We start from the raw sequence: 20964 nt of genomic DNA on the forward strand, positions 1-20964 counted from the left end.
TTAGTATGTACTTGTTAGTTGTGCGATTTACCAATTCTTTGGCTGTACAACCCCCTGTTTTACCATACGTCTATAGACAGTAGGCCGGGATACACCCAATACCCTGGCTACAGAGGATACGTTCCAACGATGCTGTTGAAGTAAGTCCAATAAAGAGGGTTGTTCCGCTTGCTGGGGGAGGTTTTCAGGGAAGGCAGCATAATGAGTCGTCGGTTGGATCTCGGGGAGTGTTTGATTCAGATGCTGGTGATGGGTGATAAACTCTTCGGGTAAGTGCTGGACCGTAATCTCGTCGCCTGCACAGACAGCTTCCGCAAACGTTAGCGCATTTTTAAGCTGACGAATATTGCCTGGCCAGTTGTAAGCTAATAACGCACTCATGGCATCAGCCCGTAATCTCACGTCTGGATTGATCTTTTTCAATAACACCTGAATTAAATATTGCTTATCTGCGCGTGCATTCAGCGTTGGCAGCTTTAATGTTGCTCCATTTAAACGATAGAACAGATCCTCCCGAAAACGTCCGTCGGTTATGCGTTGTAACAAATCACAATGTGTAGCCGCTAATACGCGGATGTCGACCTCTATAGGTTGTAACGCGCCCAATGGTAAAACCAACCCTTCGGCTAACACTCTCAGTAAGCGTGTTTGTAAATGCAGTGGCATATCCCCAATCTCATCTAAAAAGAGAGAGCCGCCATCCGCTTGTTGAATTAACCCTTTTGCCCCTTTTGCTCGCCCCCCAGTAAAGGTTCCAGGGGCATAGCCAAACAACTCACTTTCAATCAACGATTCTGGGATTGCCGCGCAATTAACAGCAACAAAAGGCTTGTCGGAGCGATTACTGCTAACATGAAGCGCTTGGGCTAAGACTTCCTTACCAGTTCCTGTATCTCCTAAAATCAGTAAGTTCATATCCCTATGGCGTAAACGTTTAGCCAAGCGAATGGTTTTTCGCATCGCTGGGTCATCGGCACACAAACAATCTAGGCTGGGAACAGATTCTTCTTTATCGGTGAGAATACTGGAAAGGTGCTTTTGGTAAGGCGTGTTCATAGTTGGTTCGATCAACATACCGAACAAAGTTTGCTGAGTGCCCGTTAAACGAAAAGCGCGAATACCATCTTTGCTTTCGTATGTAATGGATAAAATATCCCGCCATTGACACTCCAACAATGTTGGTAGCGAAATGCATTGTTGGCCAATGACTTTGCATTGTGACAATAAACGACGTCCTGCTGTGTTTGCCGCTAACACTTGACCTTGTTCGTCTAATGCGAATAGCAGTTGTCCATTTACCTGTACTAACTCACGCGATTGATCGCATTTGAATATCAGGCTGTGTCGATAGCGTCGCAAGAAATACGCATCTTCTATCAGTCGAGCGTAGAGCTGAGTTAAATGCAGCGCAAAATTTTGACTGTCAGGTGAACGAGATGAATTTAACGCAGAAATATCCAAAACAGCCAAGAGTTGGCCAAAAGGGTCTTTGATGGGTGCGGCGGTACAGGTTAAGCCAATATGAGAGCTATCAAAATGATTGGTACGGTGGCACGTCAGCGCTTGTTGCTCTTGGATGCAGGTACCCACAGCACATGTACCTGCGTATTGCTCACTCCAATCCGCACCTAAATAAAGTCCTGCCTTCTTCAGTCGATCATCATCTTTTTTATTACCCAAAAATTGAACAGTGATACCTCGGTAATCACTAAGCAATAAAACATAACCGAGTCCTGCAATTTGTGTGAATAATTGCTCTACACCCGCACGTGCAACATTTAACAACTCATCCACCGAGTCTTGATGTTCTAGCAGGGTTTGCTGAGTCACAATGCGTGCCGGTCTAGGTCGACTAGGATCCAAACCATACTCGTTAATACAGCGTTGCCAAGAGCGGCCAATCAACTCTGGGGGAAGCGCGCTTTTACCGTTCAATCGGTGACCGTCATAACGCAATATCGTTTCTATATGACGGCGTTGCTGACTCATATTGCTCATGCTGATACCTAGCTTTGGTCTATTTATAGTTATTTTTGACTGTCTTGAGTCTAACCCCGAAAAAAGAACCTTTCTAGCCTTCTTTGCAACAACCTCTTTCGCCGTCGAAAACTCAAGATCACACCTGTAACATTCAGCGTTACACCTGTAATAAAAGGTGTGACAGGTGCAATCATCAGGAAAACAGAAAAATTCATTACATCATCGAGCGATAACCATACTTTTCAGAGTAAAGTGTTAAAAATCAGAAAGTTGTAAGTGTGATCATGATTAAAACAGATTGTTGGCACGCATGCTGCTCTTGTAATTAACCAGCACGATTCAGACGTACATGCAAAAGGATCTGAGTTGGTTGTCTTTTTAGGCAAACGCAGTAACAAAAACAATAATCTGCAATGGAGATACTTATGACCCAGTCAGCAACTAAGCAATCAGCGCTGAGCACAACACATCAACCCAATGTCACGGTTACCCAATGGCTTGAAAAACTATCGTGTGCATTTCATTCAAATACTCCCAGCGATGCCGCATTTCTGTTTGAAGAGGATGGATACTGGCGAGACTTGGTCGCATTTACATGGAACATAAAAACATTAGAAGGTCGTACGGCTATCCTTGACATGATCAACGAAACGGTTAGCCATGTCCGCCCTACAAACTGGCAATTGGATGAAGACGCCACCGAAAAAGACGGTGTTATTGATGCTTGGATTACGTTTGATACCGCTGTTGCTAAAGGCCGTGCCTACCTTCGTTTGCGTGATGGGCTTGCTTGGACGTTTTTAACCACCATGGTCGAGCTCACAGATTATCCAGAAAAGCGTAACAAACGTCGTCCAAAAGGCGCAGAACATGGTGCCAATAAAAATCGTCAAACATGGCTTGAAAAACGCCAACATGAAGAGATGACACTTGGCTACACAGAGCAACCATATTGTCTCATTATCGGAGGTGGGCAAGGCGGTATTGGATTAGCCGCTCGTCTGCGCCAACTAGATGTTCCAACCATCGTAATTGATGCTTTACCAAAGCCTGGGGATACATGGCGTAATCGGTATAAGTCACTATCCTTGCATGACCCCATTTGGTATGACCACATGCCATACCTTCCTTTTCCTGAAAACTGGCCAGTCTTTACTCCCAAAGACAAGATAGGTGATTGGCTGGAGATGTACACCAAGGTTATGGAAATAAACTACTGGGGCTCAACTCGTTGCACGAGTGCACAATTTGATGAAGAAAAACAAGAGTGGGTGGTCAATGTCGAACGAGATGGTGTCACTCTGACACTTCGCCCCAAACAGCTTGTTTTAGCAACAGGTATGTCTGGTATTCCGAACATACCTGAAATCCCTGGCATGGATACGTTTGAAGGGGAGCAGCATCACTCCAGCAAACACCCTGGCGGAGAAGCTTACAAAGGTAAGAAATGCATTGTATTAGGAGGGAATAATTCTGCCCACGATATTTGTTGTGCACTTTGGGAAAACGAAGCGGATGTCACCATGATCCAACGCTCTTCGACGCACATCATCAAATCTGACTCCCTGATGGAGCTTGTCTTAGGGGGCTTATACTCAGAAGAAGCGGTTGAAAACGGCATGACAACTTATAAGGCAGATATGACCTTTGCCTCCATTCCGTTTCAAATCATGCCACAGTTCCATATTCCCGCTTATCAAGCGGTTGCAGAAAAGGATAAAGACTTTTATCAGCGCTTAACGGATGCTGGTTTCTTACTTGATTTTGGCGAAGATGGCTCGGGGCTCTTTATGAAATATCTGCGTCGTGGCTCGGGCTACTACATCGATGTGGGTGCATCTGATTTGGTGGCCAATGGCGATATTAAACTAAAATCGGGTGTTTCCATTGAACGTATAAAACCAAAATCCGTTGTACTGACAGATGGCACAGAACTCGAAGCCGATTTGATCGTTTACGCCACAGGATTTGGTTCAATGAATGGTTGGGCCGCTAAGATCATCTCTCAAGACGTCGCTGATAAAGTGGGTAAATGCTGGGGGATGGGTTCAAACACAGCGAAAGACCCTGGACCTTGGGAAGGGGAGCTTCGCAATATGTGGAAGCCCACTCATCAAGAAGCGCTCTGGTTTCATGGAGGTAACTTGCATCAATCCAGACATTATTCGCAATATTTATCTCTGCAACTGAAAGCCCGTATGGAAGGGATAGAAACCCCAGTTTATGGCATGGAGCCAGTCTACCATTTGAGATAGCAAATCGAAAGTTGGGGCTATGAAGTTAAAGTAGCCTAAACGCCATCATGTTAAACAGCGACCACTATAGTGGTCGCTCATGCATCGATAAGCAGACTTCGATATTGCTGGTGGAAAATTAACTATATGGAGTTTTCAGTCAGGATTGTGGTAAAGTCTTTGTAAACGGAATTCATGAAAGTTTTAAGACTGAAAGGAGGCGTTGTGGCTACTAAGCAAGACACATTATTTCGCACATTTGCCATGCTGCGAACCATACCAAAAGAACCTAGATATAAAGCCACTTCAACTATCCACGCCGCCTTAAATGATACCCCTCACAATCAATACGCCTCCGACCTGCATCTGAAAATGATCAAGTATGCTCATGAGTTTAAGAACATTACAGACAAAGAGTTTTGTGAAGGGGTAGGTCTGCTAAGTAGCTTCGGTACGAAATTTATCAAAATTTGCAATCTAACTTAGCGCCTGAATGCGGCGGGATTAGATACTTTGAAAATTTGAGAAATCAAACAAGCCTATTCAAGTCCGCCATAATGATCACTAAAAACGGAAATAAAAACATGAACTCACAGGAGATTTTAATGGCGTACTCAGAGCAAACCACAACGCCCCCTGAGGCTATGCGTGAGGCTGTAATCAGTATGGCAATCGAGTCATGGCGCTTCGGTCGAGTATTTGATCGACTTTTGTTAAAGCTCGATGCAGGGGAACAAAGTAGATATAAAAGCCAGTTTCGTTGGTTTATCAAAAAGGTCGATGAAGCACTTGAGCACGCTGAACTTCGAATTGTCAATGTTGAGGGTCATCCTTTCGATCCCGGCATAGCGGCTACTCCGTTAAATATCGAAGAATTCGATGCAAAAGATAGTTTGATTGTTGATCAAATGCTTGAGCCAATCATTATGGGAAAGGAAGGTTTGGTTAAAACAGGAACTGTTACGTTGAGGAAGGTGGAGCTATGAAAAACTTTGTTGGCATTGACCTTGGGACTACAAATAGTGCTATCTGCTCGTATGACGGTTCCGAGACTCGTATTTGGAAAAGTCCTGAACAAAATGATGTAACGCCTTCAGCTATTTATATCGATCGTCGTGGTAATAAATATGTTGGAAAGCGAGCTTACGATTCTGCACCGCATAGCCCTGACAACTCAGCGATGTTATTCAAGCGTGTAATGGGAACAAGTACGCCAATTCAGCTATCTGCAGTAAATCTTACCAAGACTCCAGAGGAATGTTCAGCTGAAGTACTAAAAGTGTTGTTCGGGTACTTGCCAGAAGAAATTAGAAATGATCCTGATACGGGGACTGTAATAACTGTTCCAGCAGCATTTAACCAGATGCAGAAAGACGCAACAATGCAGGCTGCTAGTATGGCCGGGATCGGGAAAGTTGCACTTATGCAGGAACCTGTAGCTGCAGTAATGAGCGTTATGCGTGCCCGCAATACAGATGGCATGTTCCTAATTTATGATTTGGGTGGCGGCACGCTCGATATTGCCATTGCGGAAAGTATTGGTGGAAGGGTAAATCTTCTTGCTCATAGTGGCATAGCTATGTGCGGTGGACGGGACTTTGATCGAGTATTAGTCGATAATTTGGTTCGTCCTTGGTTACTTGAAAAATTTGACCTTCCAGAAGACTTTTCTGTAAACCCTAGTTTTAAATCTCTTATTAGGCTGGCCACCTGGGCTACAGAGCGCGCAAAAATTGAGCTTTCAGCGCGCGAGGAAGTTGTTATTAGTCTTTCAGAAACTGAAACACGAGCGAGAGATCTGAGCGGAGATGAAATCTATCTCGACATCCAATTAAAACGTGAAACTTACGATAATTTGATTGCAGAGCGCGTAGCTGAATCGATTAACTCAGCTCGTGAGGCCTTAAATAACGCTGGGCTCTCTCCTCATGACCTTGAGAGAATTGTGTTTGTGGGTGGTCCAACCAATTATAAGCCTTTGAGAGATAAGGTTGCTTATGAGCTTGGAATACCTGGAAACACCGATGTGAATCCAATGACAGCTGTGGCTGAGGGAGCAAGTCTTTTCGCTGAATCTATAGACTGGGGTTCTCAGAACCGATCGCGCAAAAACACCCGAGGTCAAATCACCTCTGGTGGAGGACTCGATCTATGTTTCAATTACATTGCACGTACTCCGGATGTTAAAGCGAAGATAGCAGTTCAGCTCGCTGTGCAAGCAGCATCGGGTTTAGAATTTCAAATCGATAGTGTAGATACTGGTTGGACATCGGGTCGTATGCCACTTAAGCATGGAACTACTCTTGACGTGACTCTGTCAAAGTCCGGCGAAAACACGTTCAAGGTATTTGTTTTTGATGCTGTTGGTGGCCCTCTTACTCTGGAGCAGGACAAAATTATCATTACCAGAACAGCAGCTACTGTGGACGCAATTCCTGCTTCTCATTCAGTTGGTATTGAAGTCCTGGAAAAACTCGGTGGTCGCCCTGTGCTCGACTATCTGGTTCGTTCTGGTGATTCACTTCCTAAGAAGGGGAAAAAGATATTCAAAGCGGCTGAGTCTTTAAAGTCAGGTGCATCTGGCTCACTTAACCTGAAGCTTTGGGAAGGTGAGATTGAAGATCCCATCGCCGACAACCGGCCTATCGGTGTTCTAAAAATTTCAGGCACTGATTTTGATGGCGGTGTTATCCCCGCAGGAGCGGATCTTGAATGTGAGTTTGAGATATTGGACTCTGGAAACATTATCATTGAAGTTTCAGTGCCCTGTATCGGCGGAACGTTTCATTCTGGCAGAAACTTCTATTCTCGACAAGAAGGGCAACTTGACTACACAGCCGCTGCTGTCATAGTTGCCGAGGAAGGGGAAAGAACACTAAATCGCATTGATGAAATCAATGAGGTAGTGGACAACCCCAAACTCGAACAAGCAAGACAGAAGCTTGAGTTTGCCACCGAGCTTGATCCAGAAGAAGCAGAAAGTGAAAAGTCGCAGGAGGCTATGGAGAAAGTGCTCGAAGCACGAAAACTCCTCGCACAAGTAAGAAAAGAGCACCTCAAAGAAATTCGACAGATAGATCTCAACTCAGAGGTGTCTTTTTTCGACGATCATATCCGCGAACATGCTCGTCCCTCCGAAGCTTCTGCTTTCGATAACTTGGTGAAAACAGCTCAGCGCTCAATCGATCGAAACGACAAAGATTTTGAACACCATCTTGATGAACTGAGAGGTAAAAATTTCGAAATCCTATGGCGACAGGATTGGTTCGTCGTTGAACGTTTCAAGCATATGGTTAGCTCCCCACATTTGTTTGCAGACAAGCATCGTTTCGAGGAACTCGCCAATATCGGCACGCAGCTCATGCGCTCCGACGACATTGAAAAACTTCGCGCCGTTGTCGCCCAGCTTTCGATGATTCAGATCGGCGGCGGCCCAGACAACGAGATGTTCGATGTAGCCAACATTATCAGGGGATGATTTATGGCCAACGGCTTATGGCTGCCTAAAGGGTACGAGTTACCGGATGGTTCGAAAATCCGGTCACTCCTCTATTCCGGCGAAGAGTGGCAGATTTTTGATACTAATGGTTCCAACAATATTCTGGTCACGCGTCCGGAGTTAGTACAGAAGTGGAATGATTGCGGTTTTCTCGACGAAGCCCTGTTCACGGAGGTCTCATCAGGAACTGAATTTTTTCGCAGCCTGAGCAGCCATAAGAAGTACTCTCTGGCTCCAGTTGAAAATGGCAAGTCGCCCGAAAGCAAGGTAGATGCACTGGCCTTTGCCTTCGCCTTCAGAGAGTCTCGGAAGCTATCAGAAGATGCCTCATTTCATGATGCTGTTTATGTGGAACAGTACTCTAGACTGCTCCCGGCCTTGACGTTGACCCCCCACGTAGATGATGAAGTGGTTTTTTGTACTTGGATAACCGGAGGGGTCATCATCTCCACAGAGTCCTTCAGGCGTTTAACCAATTTGACAGGATGGATGCCTGCTGGCGATCTGGCCGAAATTGTAAAGACCGCTGGTTTTATCGTACCTGCTGATGCAGGTCTTCTGGCTAAGCGCAAGCCCGCCTCCCAAGTCAAGACCGAAGAAAAGACCCCTATCCCCAAGGCGGCTGCCAAACCTGAACTGCCGCAATCCTCAGAACAACTGGCCGAGGCTAAAGTATTCAGGCTTCCTGGGCGTCCACAGCTAGAAGAGTTTTTTAACGAATACGTCATCGACATCATTTTTAATGCCGAAAAATACCAGGCTATGGGCGTCGATTTTCCTTCCGCCATCGTCCTGCATGGTCCGCCGGGCTGTGGAAAAACCTTCGCTGTGGAGCGGCTTGTCGAGTTTATAGATTGGCCCAGCTACTCGATTGATTCCAGCAGTGTGGGCAGCCCCTATATCCACGAAACCAGCAAAAAGATCTCCGAGGTTTTTGACAAGGCGATTGATGGTGCTCCTTCCGTCATAGTCATCGACGAGATGGAATCTTTCTTGTCAGACAGGCGCTCTGTCAGTTCGTCCGGCTTGCATCACGTCGAGGAAGTAGCTGAGTTCCTTCGACGGATACCGGAAGCCATCAAGAACAAGGTGCTGATTGTCGCAATGACGAACCTGATCGAGATGATTGATCCGGCCATTCTGCGTCGCGGCCGATTTGACTACATCATCGAAGTTGGCATGCCGTCGAGGGAAGAAGTGGCATCATTGGTAGACTCACTCTTGAGCAAACTACCGGTAGCCGACGGCCTTAACGTGGACAAGATCCTCGATGAGCTCACTAGTAAGGCACTCTCCGATTCGGCCTTTGTTATACGCGAGGCCGCACGACTCGCTGCCAAGACCGGGAAGACGGAACTTGATCAAACCAGCATTGATGCAGCGTTGAATAGTCTTCCTAAAGACGTGGAAAAAAAGAAAAGAAGTATCGGATTTATTCATGAGTGAAATTTGCGTGGATAATAAAAAGGTTGTCTCCAATTTGTCAGAGATTTCTTCTTCATTGAACGTATCTGATGAAAATAGTCAAGATTCAACAGCGTCTTTGAATGATTGGGTCAACACAGACGCAATATGTTTTGCACATTTGGAAAATGAAGTAGATGGCGACGATAATTTTTCTAAAAAAAAAGATTGGCTGATCATCAAATTTATTAAGGCCATAAACACTTGGTCCTTTGCTATTACTTTTGGTCTCGCCAGTGGATTGGTTATAGGGATCTATCAAACCTTAGTCAGGTTGGTTCCGCTGATTTTAATAGGAGGAGTCATCTTTTGGTTTGCTACGTCAGATAGCAGAGAGAAAAACAAGGTAATCAACTCCTTCGATGGGTTTGTAGAAAATAGCATCCGGAGCAGAATAGATGTTTCTACTTTACCCGTGGTTGCCGGAAGAGTTCTTCCTGTTGACCTGTCAGAAAGTAAAGTCGACAAAAATATATATTTCGCTTTAAGCGACGAATTACGTCCTAAGACTGTGGAGGAGGTGTCACTGATTCTTGGTATTAACTGCCAAGGGCAAGTCATAGGAACATACACTGACGGAAGAAAAGGGCTTCAACAACATTGTGATGTCCATCTGATAAATCCAAAAACACTAGAGTGGACTTTTCTCGGGGAGTTTGTTGGTTCTGAGCCTCCAGAGACGAAAAAAGATTCGGGTGATAAAAGCGGATCTAGGTCAACAAGAGAAATCTTAAACAAATTCAATTCCATTATTTCTTCTCGAATATCAAGTAATTAGGTGGTCTCTATGGATTTATTACACAATCCTTTTCATATCCTGACAGCAAGCCCGCGCGATAATCGTCGAAGGATAATGGAGCTGGCCGATGAACGTAGCCTTTTGCTCGAATCAAGTGAGTGCATGGAGGCGCATTCGGAGTTGACAAATCCTCGAAAAAGGCTCTCCGCTGAAGTTGCATGGTTGCCAGGCATCGGGCCAAAACGTGTAGGAGAGGTGTTGTCGATCCTTGAATCTTCTCCAGCCGATTTGCTGAAATTAGATTGTTTTTCTTCAGTTGCCGAGACAAATTTACTTGTAGCTGCTTTTATCCGATTGTCTTTCTACAATGTGGATGAAATTGAGGTGTGGATTCTAAAGATTGCTCAGTTATTTGAGAGCTTAAACTTTGAAGATCTTATGGTAACCCTTAATGACGATCGAGTCGTTTCAGGCTTTCCAGAGGTATCAGATTTATTTTCTATTAGTGCAGAGATTGATAAACGGAGGAGATATTATCGGCAATCTATTGTTTCAGTACTGAACAGTATGCCTCCAAGAAAATTAGTAGAGGCTGTAACTGCTGTTGTTGAATCTGCTACAAATTATGGAAATGATCCCGGACCTATTCTTATAGCTGATCTAATTGATTCATATGAAGTAGATGTACAGAGCATTCTCGATAACAAAGAGGCAAAGATAAATAGCCTTGTTGAGAAACTTAGGGTTGCTGTAGATACAAATCAACCTGACTCTAAGCTGGACCTTTTGGTGGGGCATTTAGTCGAGATCGTTAAAGATTGGGGTATAATAGCTCAACCAATACAGATTAGTGCAAAAAGTCGAGGACTGGATCATCATGCGAGTTACCGCGTTGCAAACCTTGTTCGTAGCTTATCTATTGATATATTTAATGAGTACGATAAAGTAGATCTCACAAAGCGGCTCATATACATGTTGAATGAAGTCTTTATGGTAGTTGGTGAATTTGCTGAGCAGATTACTGAAGATATAAATCTACTTATTGAAATGCAAAAGAAAAGGAGAGTAAACTCGTCACTTGAGTCTATATCTGACCTTTGTAATGACACCATAGAGAAAGTTGAAAACCAACCAACTACCGCTAATTTAGAAGCACAGAAAATTATTAATATTGCTCCACAGCTTTTAGAAAGGCTTTATGATGAAAATTATAATGCTGAAACAATCGAGAATAGTAAAGATAGTATTGCAGTTACTCTAATGCATTGCGCGGTCGTTCATGCAAGTAATACGGGAGATTGGAAGCCATGCATTGAGTTTCTTGAACATGCAGTTGATTTTGCTTGTAGCGATGATATCAAATCAAGTATTAAGATAAACCTCTCAGAAGCAATTGTTCAAAATAAACTTTATGAGGAACTCAGGCCTATCAAATCAGCTCCTAATCCTCGTATGATTAATGGTACTGGTACTAAGCTGTACGGTTCAACTGATCGTGACCAAGTATCAGGCTCATTTATAACAACGTATTATTTCGTAATACTTGCTATACCTATACTTCCAATAAGTAGGTATCGAGTAATACCTACTGATAAGGGATATCGATTCCTTGGTAAGACACATTTAAGGACGCTCGACAAATGGCATATTGCAATAACTCTAGGTTTAATTGCTTGGTTGGCTATTAGCATTTAATGATATAAGATAGCGACATGGATACAAGCGGTGAGCGTTGACTCTAACTCATAAGCTAGTGTACATATTTAAATAGCATATTACACTTTCGAAAATTCACAATAACATGAAAATGTCTTGAAAGAATGTAAATAAGTCTTTTTTAAGTTAAGATGGGCTTTTAAATTTCGGTCTTCACTACAATATTAATTAAATTTTTCGGTAGCTAGTTAATAAAAGGCGTCCAAAAATACGAATTATTTTTTTATAGACAAGACGCTCTGAGTAAGACTTGACCATGTTAAAAGACGAAAAGTACTAAAATGAATGGCTTCTTTTACTCGAATAAAAGAAGTCGAAAGTGATTTCTGTTTTCTTAACTTTTATTAACATTAAAGGATGTATTTAAATAATGAAAAAAATCAATTTAATGACTGGTGTTATAATTCTTTTTTACTTTTCATCTTCTGTTGCACAGCCATCATACAAGATACCTCCAAGCATTTCATCATCAGCCAGTGTTCCTGTTATATCTGATCAGAGAATGCAGGCCTGTGTTGAGATTTATAATCATGCTGAGTGGCTTGCAAGTGAAATCAAATCGGAAAAAATTGATATATATAGTCAAGAGTCAGTTGATAGCTACAATGCGCTAATAACTAAACATTCAAACTTAATTGATAATTTTAATCGTGAATGTGCTGGGAAACAGTCACGCTCTGCTTGCGAAGCCGCGCAAAAGTTAAATAGGGAAAATGGATTGCCAGAATCTTCTTGTTAAAAAGATAAAGGTAAACACTTTCACTCTTTTGGAATTAGACTTTAAAAAATTTAGATGTCACCTTATATTTTTCACACTATACATGAAATTAACATTGTTAGGGAAGCGAGCTCGAATAGTCTATATTCTATTTAAGATAGTTATCCTTAATAGCTTTCATTTTCTAATTATATCTGTAAATAAAGTCTAATTAGCCGAAGAGCCTACGCAACTATATAGGTTGGTTGAGATGGTTTGAACAGGATAGACAAGTCAAAGCAAACAATTTAACAGTTTTTGAGTGATATGTTTATCAAAGCTCAATTTCAACAAAGCTCTCTAATTTAGCCCTTTATTACATAAATTATTTACGAGAAAAGTGCATATCTAGATATTTAAATTTCGGGGGAAACTTCGAGAAAGATAGTTCCCAAAGGATTATTGTTTTCTGATGTTTCTACATTGATCACCTTGTATTCCATAACCAGAACAGCCCCAAAAATCGCCAAACTTGCCACTTCTAAGCTTCATCGGTCGACCACATTGATCGCAAATCTTCATTGAATGGCCGCAATCTTTGTTGTTACAATCGCTAGTGTTACGACTATCGATAGACGGTGCTCCACAATCTTTACAAACACGTGCTTTACCTACACTACACCCCTTGCCTGTGCTGCATGCATAAAACCCACTAAACTTTCCGTCTATCCGCTTTAAATAGCCAGCCTCGCAATGAGGACATTTGAATATTTGTCTATAGCGTTGCTTGAATGCTTTAGAATGAATATGAACATTGTATTTTGGGGCTAATAATTCAGTAATGAATGCTGATGGAGAAGTAGGATCTCCGATTATATAGGATTTTTTCTTAGCTCGCGTCAGGCCAACATAAAGTAATCTCCTTTCTTCAGAATGTGGGTAGGCATCTAATGCTGGTAATAAAGCTTCTATTACTGCCTGATCAATATTTTCATTTGGGAAACCTAACTTTCCTTGTGAAAAACCAATTAAAATACAGTAATCAGCTTCCAGGCCTTTTGATTTATGAAAGCTCCAAAGCGAGACGTTTTCAAGTAATTGACTTCGGGCTAAGGCGGCTTTAGATTCGTTTAAAAGATAATTATATCGTCCTATAACAGCAATACTGGCATTGTTATCTTCGGTTTTAATTTTTGAAACGACTTCTACGACTGTTTGATATAAACCATCTTTAACGCCGATTTTGTCATCAAGCAAGTACACTTGAGAGCTATCTACCTTAGTATGTGTTTCAATATTCTTTTTATACTGTTCAGGGTTTTCCATTATAAACTGGCCTGCAGTATCAGCGATGCTATTGTTGTACCTAAATGTTTTCTGTAGCTTTGTTTCTGTATATGGAGCAACCAGTTCATTGAATTTAGTGATAAGTTCAAGTTTGCCGCCAGAAAATCGGTAAATAGATTGCCAGTCATCACCCACAACGGTCAAAGATGGTTTTGGTCCTCGTTTAACAATGGATTTAACTAAATCTAGTCGAGCAGTCGAAATATCTTGAAATTCATCGACAAGTAAATATTTCCATTTTGGTGTGAATAAACCCTGTTCTATTGCATCGATACTTTGAATAATCATATCATCGAAATCAATTGCGTTTTGGTCTTTAAGCTCTTGGATATAGGCTTCATGCAGAGCATTCAGTAATACGGCGTGCTTCTGAGGCTGTGATATTCTAGCTTGTTGAAAGCGGGTCAGCATGCTATCGTAATCAAGCCGATCAACTCTGATCGATGCTAACGCTTTTAACAATAAGTCACACCAATTACCTATCTTACCGGTATTTTGAAGCTGCTCAAGTAACTGCTCACTGTTGATTGGATCAAATTTGACACCTAAATATTTAAGCTTTTCTTCCAAGCCATGCGTGAGCGTTTCTTCAACCCACTCATAATGAAATGTCTCAACAAGTGTTGTTTCACATTCAATATGTAGTTCACGTTTACTCTTCATTTCTTTGTTGTACTGAATCGCATCAATATCGGGCCGTGTGCCACCTGATCTATCAATGCCAAAATGTTCAATATAAATGTCGGTGCCGTCGAGGTGAAAATCTGGCTTGTAATCAAAACCAACTTCAATTCTGCGTTTGCTGACGTATCTAGCTTCATAAGTATAAGGTATCCCATTCAAATACATGAAGTTTGCAATCACTAACTCCTGGTAACCTTTTACTAATTCGTCATTTAGTGTTCGAAGCTCATTGTCACGAACATATGCTTCGTATTCAGCCTGTGTTTTGATGGTAAAGGGATCAACAGGCTCTGGGGTTAAACTGATAAAATCAACAAGACGGCTTATATCCTCATATAAATAATTCAATAGCCACTCTGTTATCCATTGCTTCAATTTTAGAGGATCTTCGACAAAAATACTCATGTGAGTTGAGAGACGGGCGTCACTCAATACCTGACGACCAAGGGAATGAAATGTAGAAATATGCGGAGTTCTATCTAAGGTGATACCAGTTTTATTCGAGCTTCTATGCAGGCGTTCATTTAATTCATTCGCAGCAGCTTTGTTGTACGCCAAAATCAAAATATCTTCAGGTTTTGCCAAACCTCTATCTATTAAGTCCAGTGCTTTGGCAACCATCACAGATGTTTTACCAGTACCGGCAGCTGCCAGTACCATGTTAAAGTCATCAGAGCGAAGGACACCTAAACGTTGTTCGTCAGTTAAAGGGTTCGCTTCAACACAATCGAAAAATTCTTTGCGTTTTTCTAGATAGATTTTTTCGTGGTGGTGTTGAAGTGCATTATATGAAACTGGATGAAATTGATTAATCTCTTTAACCTTCATGATTAAAGAGTCATTTAAAAATTGGTTCCAGGTAGTAGGGTCACTTTTAAACCCATTACTAATTGTCGAGCAAATGCTTTGAAGTTGGGGAAGATAAGATTGTCTTGGATATTGAGTGAAAACAGCGCTTTCCCATATGTCAACCAGACTTGAAAGATATTCAGTGAAAAAAATAGCAATTTTTTTATTCAGTGTGTGAGCAAAGTCTTTTGCATCATTTTTTTTTAGGAAACTGATTGTTTGTGAGATGTCATTTAATGTTATTGTCAATTGACTGCCGTACCACTTTTCATTAATCTGCGCAAAGCTATTGCACTGATTTAAATCAAGTGCATAATGAACCTTTCTCATGTGAATAACTAAAGTTGTGTTATCAAGCCTAATGCCCTTATAACCCAATAATCTTCCCAAAATATTCACAGGTAAAAAATCCATTTCTTTTAACATAGTTAGACCTAAATTAATATAGTGCGTTTATTAATATAAATATTATCTTGGATTTATCTTTATGTTAGAAGAAGACACATTGGAAGTTCTCAATAAGCTTATCACTTTTACACACTCAGTTAGACGCAGAGTATTGTGTATCCCATTTCGTTATTACTTGTCGCTGCTGCCTATTTAATTTTTATTTTTCATAAGTATAAATTCGCGCAATTTGTTCCATATCACCACTTTTTGTGGTGTATCTGTTCTATAATAGATAAGTACGTAACAACTATCAAAACCTTTTTTATAGGCGGCAGCATGATGAAATTGTGATTGCTACAGTGATGGCACAAAAATTAAGGGTAAGTTTGGCATATCAGTCTAAATGTAATGATATACAGCTCTCATTTTCTTCCCCTAAATGCTTTGCCTTTGCTGCTAAGGATGTTGTTAACAAGTCGTTTTCACATTTTAAGTGATATCTTATAAAATCAATTATGCTCAGAAGTTAAAGACACGACTTGTTCGTACATTTCCTAGTAAAATAGTTAGTTGCTCCCAGAATTATCTTGCTGTTTATTCATGACTGCCACTAGCTGGTCTTGAAGTGACTCTACCTTGTCGGCAAACCTTGCCTGATCTTCACAGTGTAGAAGAGATATATCCTCAAACTCAATTGTATTAAGTGCTATCAAAAGTGCTTCTAAGCGTTCCATTTCGTTCTTCCTTGAAATCAATAAACAATAGAGGTAATTACAAAACTGTCGATATAAGCAACATTTTTTCGTAAAAAACAAAAAAAAGAGGAGGCGTGGGCTGCCGTTTCCGGCGACGATAGAGTTACCACACAAAATCGACATAACCACTTTATGAATGCTACGACGCCCCAACAAATAATGCAACGCTGGCAAATCATTCAAGTCCAATTGATTCCTGCCTTACACCACTAAATAGGCTTATTGACACCAAAACTTGAAGAACTGATTCATATCTTGGAGTGTGCTCGTATCGAAGAGTTTGTGACACGTTTCTCGTATCGGATGGGGCGTCCTGTTCATGAACTCGCTTGGTTGGCTAATGCTTTTGTGGCTAAGGTGGTGCTTGGGCTTACGGCCACGGTGCACCTAATACAACGCTTGAGCATAGACAAATCATTGCAGCGAATCTGTGGATTTCCACTTCATAAGAAACTGCCATCAGCGTCGACTTTTTCTAGGGAACGTGCGATTAAGTCAGATTATTAGCACTAAGTCGCCGCTGGCCTGATTCGCTCTTTAATTTACTAAAAACCTCGGTTTTTAGTGTGTCTTATTCCCTAGTTGGAGGCTTAAAAGCTCCAACTACCACCATCAAGACGGATTAACCCCGTGCAGACCTTATCATCTGATCCACTCGCAGTATGTTTCCCAGTGCAAACAACACCGCGAGCTTGTTGTCATTTTTTGATAGACCTTTATAGACCACTTTGCGGAAGCCAAACTGGCACTTCAGTATCCGAAACGGGTGCTCTACTTTTGCTCTGATGCTCGCTTTTATGTACTCAGTATTGATGGGGATTTTATTAATACGGGGATGCTTTTTCCATTCCCGAACCTTGCTTGGCATCTCCGCAATCAACCACTCCAACGTCTTATCTTTTGTTTCCTCACGTTTTTCCACGCCACGGTAGCCCGAGTCAGCAGAGACAAACGTCTCATCGCCATGCATGAGCTCAGTGATTTGGTTTAGGTCGTGTTCATTGGCAGAAGTGGTGGTGAAACTATGCACCAAGCCACGTTTAGCATCGACTCCAATATGTGCTTTTAATCCGAAGAACCATTGGTTTCCCTTCTTAGTTTGGTGCATTTCTGGATCACGTGATTTGGCTTTATTTTTGGTCGAGCTAGCGGCTTCAATAATAGTCGCGTCAACGATGGTGCCTTCTTTGAAGTAAATACCTGAGTCTGATAGCCATTTATGGACTTCTTTAAATAGTTTTCGTCCAAGCTTATGCTTTTCCAGTAAGTGCCTGAAATTCATAATAGTTGTGTGATCAGGTATCGCACCTTCTAAGGATAACCCAGCAAAAAGCCGCATAGAGGTAATCTCATAAAGAGCGTCTTCCATTGCAGGGTCTCCCATGTTGTACCAGTTCTGCATAAAGTGAATGCGCAACATGGTAGACAAAGGATATGGGCGACGTCCATTACCTGCTTTTGGATAGAAGGGTTCAATTTGGGCTTCAAGCTGCTGCCAAGGAATCAATTCATCTATTCGACCAAGAAAGAGTTCTTTGCGAGTCTTGCGGCGTTTGCTGGTAAATTCGGTGTCGGCGAAGAAAAGCTGGATCATGATCGGTAGGCGTCGTAGTTGTCTTAAGTCGGCGAGATTATCTCATGTTACTGACTTAATCGCATGTTCCTTAACTGAAGCAACTTCTAGCCCAATCTTCCATTAGTAGCCTTCTTTTTTGAAGTAAATCACCTCGTTGATAGGCAGCCTCGGCTTGGTCCTTCAGTTTATGCGCAAGGGCGTGTTCAATGACCTCTCTGGGAAAGCTGGTTGTTTCCCCCGCCCAGTCACGAAAAGTTGAACGAAAACCGTGTTGGGTTAAGTCTCTACGATCCATGCGCTTTAGAACGGCCGTAAGCGTCATATCTGACATCTGCTTACCTTTTTGACCTGGGAAGACTAAATTGCCACCAGCAACCTTAGGGAGCTCTTGAAGTATCTTAATGGCACCGGTTGAAAGAGGGACTCGATGTTCCTTGCGGGCTTTCATGCGCTCTGCTGGAACTATCCATATCTTGTTTTCAAAATCAATTTCATCCCATGTAGCGCCACGTACTTCACCAGAGCGAGCAACTGTTAAAATTGAAAATTCAAGCGCCCTGGCTGCAAGGCCAGGGCGCTTGGAAAGCTCTTTCATAAAATTAGCAATGTCAGCATAAGGGAGGGCGGCATGGTGCTTGCGATTTTGTATTTTACTTGGTTCGGGAAGTAGCGGTTTAAGCATTCCTTTCCAACCCGCTGGATTATCACCTTCTCTAAATTCTTTTGCCTTAGCATAATCCAAGATTGTTTCAATACGACCACGAAGGCGACTGGCCGTTTCATTCTTTTCAAGCCATATAGGTTGAAGTACTTCAAGAATGTGTGTTTTGTTTATTTGGTTTACCGGCAAATGGCCAATAACAGGGAAGGCGTATTGCTCCAAACTAGAACGCCATTGTGCGATATGCTTAATATTCTTTAATTCTTTTTCTTTGATGTTTAGTACCAACTGAGCGCACTCACTAAAGGTGGTGTTTCTGGCTTGCTGCCGAATAGCTTCGGCTTTGCGTTCTTTTTTGGCTTCAAGAGGGTTGATGCCGGCTTTGATCTCACTACGAAGCTCTCTGGCTTTATCTCTCGCATCAGCAAGAGTAACTTCAGGGTAGCTGCCTAAACCAAGGAAAAGCCGGTTAGGTACTTCTTTGCCTGATTTGTCTATTCTGGTCCCCATAAGCATATTTAAAACCCAGCTTCTAGAATTACCTGCCACTTTTAAGGAGAGGCCGCTGACACCGCCAACGGCATGACGACCGTCTTTTTTTATCTTAGAGACAGCTAGGGCAGTAAGCTCTTTTACAATTTTTGGCATCGAATTTCCTTGTACATCAACCAGTACATCAATAGAAGCAGGATTTTAGTATATCTGGCTGGATGCTATTGGAAAAGCTTTTTCTATAAGTTACTGATATATAATGAATTATTATATTATATTAGACTTTACTGGAACTTATAATGGCGGACTTGCTCACCGCCATTATAAAAAAAGACGTCTAATTAGGCGTCTTTTTTTTCATCTCAAATTTGTAGGGCCTTGACTAAGTAATTCTTGCTTAATCAATTAAAAGCTTGGCTTGCTCAAATAGAATGGGTTTCCCTTCCTTGGTTGTTGATGTCACTGTCATTTTGGCTTCTAGCATTAATTGATCGCTGTTTTTCTTGTATATATTTTGATGAAAAACCAGTTTGAGCTTTGACTGACGCTCTACATGGGTCTCAATATAAAAGGCATCGCCGCTCTGTAGGGAACGTTTATAATTTAACTCTGCCTTTATGAGCACCAAGTGTATTCCTTCGCGCGTAATGGCTGCAAAATCCAGCCCTCGTGTTTTGATAAACTGATGTCGCGCGTGTTCTAGGTAGTTCTGGTAAACGGAGTTATTAACAATGCCTTGCATATCACATTCGTAATCACGAACGATAAAATCAATGTAATTTCCCTTTAGTTTAGAGTCTTTCATGACAATACCTTCAATCTGTGAGTTTTATTCATGATGAGCAATGCGATTTTTGCCTGACCGTTTTGCATACAATAGATAGTGTTGTGCTCTCTCAACCAGTTCTTTAGGGCTTTCATCACCAAACAAAGTGGCAACACCAACCGAAACGGTCACTTGGCGAAGTAGTACCTTGGTGTTTTTGTAACGTATTTTTTGAATTGAGATCTCATTTCGAACCGATTCCGCTAACTGAGATGCAACACTTAACTCGGTTTCGTTGAGCAGCATGGCAAAACGGCCACCCTCTAGTCGAGCAAGAAACCCTCTTTCTGGAAGTAAGCGAAGTAATAATTTAGAAATATACCGAATCAATGATGTTCCCGCTTTTGTGCCGTATTCTTGGTTCACACCACTTAGGTCATCAATGTCGATCAACAATAAAGTTAAGTCATCCTCTGCATACGGAACAAGTGAGAAGAGCATACGCTCAAAGCCTTTGTCGTTTGAAAGTAGAGTAATGGGATCTAACTCAACGTTCTTTTTTACGTCGGACAGCTCATTCTTTAGTGCAGCCAATTCGTCTTGGGCGGATTTTAAAGATTGACCAAACAGTTTGATGGCCTGATTCGCGCGCAACACTCCTTGCTCTAAAGTGGTTGTAAGTTGTTCGATTTGAGCATTTTCACTGGCAGTTACTAACGCCATTTTTGAGTTTCGTAGGGTAGAATTAAACCTTTCAACTTCACCAGAAATTGTAATCGTCTCAGTTTCAAGGGTATTCGTTATGTCTTTTAGGCGGCCACTTTGGTGGTGTGCGTGCTGAAACTCTTCTGGCAATAAAAATTCATTAAACAATTCTTTTGAAACAAATGCAGGAAGGCCACCAAAACGACGTAATGCTCTATCAACCAACTGATTAAGCTTAGGGTTTTTATTGGAGGCGTATTCGTACCAAATGCCATAATTATATGGGGTAGGTGGTATATCAAGCTTAACCATCAGCGGAATGGCAGATCGCATGAGTTGTTTCGCTTGTTTTGTGTTGTGTTGGAACATCGGAACCTCTGCTGCCACATTAATACCACTAAGGCGTCCCA

General features: G+C 41.9%; 15 protein-coding genes and 1 pseudogene. 9 read left to right on the forward strand and 7 right to left on the reverse strand.

Going from position 1 to position 20964, the window contains the following annotated elements:
* Positions 1-27 precede the first annotated feature (27 nt).
* On the reverse strand, positions 28-1998 hold the full coding sequence (locus tag AABA11_RS07990) for a sigma-54-dependent Fis family transcriptional regulator (protein WP_338266860.1): 1971 nt from the start codon (positions 1996-1998) through the stop codon (positions 28-30).
* A gap of 407 nt (positions 1999-2405) precedes the next feature.
* Here AABA11_RS07990 and AABA11_RS07995 point away from each other — a divergent pair, with 407 nt between their 5' ends.
* From AABA11_RS07995 to AABA11_RS08030, 8 genes are all read left to right on the forward strand, one after another.
* On the forward strand, positions 2406-4235 hold the full coding sequence (locus AABA11_RS07995; protein WP_338266862.1) for a flavin-containing monooxygenase: 1830 nt from the start codon (positions 2406-2408) through the stop codon (positions 4233-4235).
* 204 nt (positions 4236-4439) lie between these two features.
* Positions 4440-4700, forward strand: a complete 261-nt coding sequence (locus AABA11_RS08000; RefSeq protein ID WP_338266864.1) for an HTH-like domain-containing protein — start codon at positions 4440-4442, stop codon at positions 4698-4700.
* A gap of 71 nt (positions 4701-4771) precedes the next feature.
* Positions 4772-5200, forward strand: a complete 429-nt coding sequence (locus tag AABA11_RS08005; RefSeq protein ID WP_338266866.1) for a hypothetical protein — start codon at positions 4772-4774, stop codon at positions 5198-5200.
* A complete protein-coding gene (locus AABA11_RS08010; RefSeq protein WP_338266868.1) occupies positions 5197-7692 on the forward strand; it encodes an Hsp70 family protein in 2496 nt (831 codons plus the stop codon). The genes AABA11_RS08005 and AABA11_RS08010 overlap by 4 nt, the downstream gene beginning before the upstream one ends.
* Positions 7693-7695: 3 nt before the next feature.
* Entirely contained in the window at positions 7696-9159 is a 1464-nt protein-coding gene (locus tag AABA11_RS08015; RefSeq protein ID WP_338266870.1) for an ATP-binding protein, read from the forward strand.
* The gene (locus tag AABA11_RS08020) at positions 9152-9955 is read left to right on the forward strand and encodes a hypothetical protein (protein WP_338266871.1); all 804 of its coding nucleotides are present in this window, start codon (positions 9152-9154) and stop codon (positions 9953-9955) included. Before AABA11_RS08015 ends, AABA11_RS08020 begins: the two co-directional genes overlap by 8 nt.
* Positions 9956-9964: 9 nt before the next feature.
* Positions 9965-11611, forward strand: a complete 1647-nt coding sequence (locus AABA11_RS08025) for a hypothetical protein (RefSeq protein WP_338266874.1) — start codon at positions 9965-9967, stop codon at positions 11609-11611.
* 391 nt (positions 11612-12002) lie between these two features.
* Positions 12003-12371 (forward strand): hypothetical protein, encoded by a 369-nt coding sequence (locus tag AABA11_RS08030; RefSeq protein WP_338266875.1) that lies wholly within the window; start codon positions 12003-12005, stop codon positions 12369-12371.
* Between the two features lie 417 nt (positions 12372-12788).
* Here the strand turns inward: AABA11_RS08030 and AABA11_RS08035 are convergent, their stop codons facing one another.
* Positions 12789-15635: a UvrD-helicase domain-containing protein gene (locus AABA11_RS08035; RefSeq protein WP_338266877.1), complete on the reverse strand. Its 2847-nt coding sequence runs from the start codon at positions 15633-15635 to the stop codon at positions 12789-12791.
* 530 nt (positions 15636-16165) lie between these two features.
* On the reverse strand, positions 16166-16333 hold the full coding sequence (locus tag AABA11_RS08040) for a hypothetical protein (RefSeq protein ID WP_338266879.1): 168 nt from the start codon (positions 16331-16333) through the stop codon (positions 16166-16168).
* Positions 16334-16486: 153 nt separating this feature from the next.
* Here AABA11_RS08040 and AABA11_RS08045 point away from each other — a divergent pair.
* Positions 16487-16834: pseudogene (locus AABA11_RS08045) on the forward strand (transposase); the annotation flags it as partial.
* A gap of 142 nt (positions 16835-16976) precedes the next feature.
* Here AABA11_RS08045 and AABA11_RS08050 read toward each other — a convergent pair.
* The 4 genes from AABA11_RS08050 to AABA11_RS08065 all read right to left on the reverse strand — a co-directional run bounded on the left by AABA11_RS08050 (position 16977) and on the right by AABA11_RS08065 (position 20941).
* Positions 16977-17951, reverse strand: coding sequence for an IS5 family transposase (locus tag AABA11_RS08050; RefSeq protein WP_338269644.1), 975 nt, complete (start codon positions 17949-17951; stop codon positions 16977-16979).
* A gap of 67 nt (positions 17952-18018) precedes the next feature.
* Positions 18019-19239: a tyrosine-type recombinase/integrase gene (locus tag AABA11_RS08055; RefSeq protein ID WP_338266881.1), complete on the reverse strand. Its 1221-nt coding sequence runs from the start codon at positions 19237-19239 to the stop codon at positions 18019-18021.
* 241 nt (positions 19240-19480) lie between these two features.
* Complete coding sequence (locus AABA11_RS08060) at positions 19481-19888, reverse strand: acyl-CoA thioesterase (RefSeq protein WP_338266883.1); 408 nt, start codon at positions 19886-19888, stop codon at positions 19481-19483.
* A 24-nt stretch (positions 19889-19912) separates the two neighbouring features.
* Positions 19913-20941 carry a GGDEF domain-containing protein gene (locus AABA11_RS08065; protein ID WP_338266886.1) on the reverse strand — a complete coding sequence of 343 codons (1029 nt, stop codon included), beginning with the start codon at positions 20939-20941 and terminating at the stop codon, positions 19913-19915.
* Between the last annotated feature and the right edge of the window lie 23 nt (positions 20942-20964).

The organism is Marinomonas pontica, assembly GCF_036322735.1.
Lineage (GTDB): Bacteria > Pseudomonadota > Gammaproteobacteria > Pseudomonadales > Marinomonadaceae > Marinomonas > Marinomonas pontica.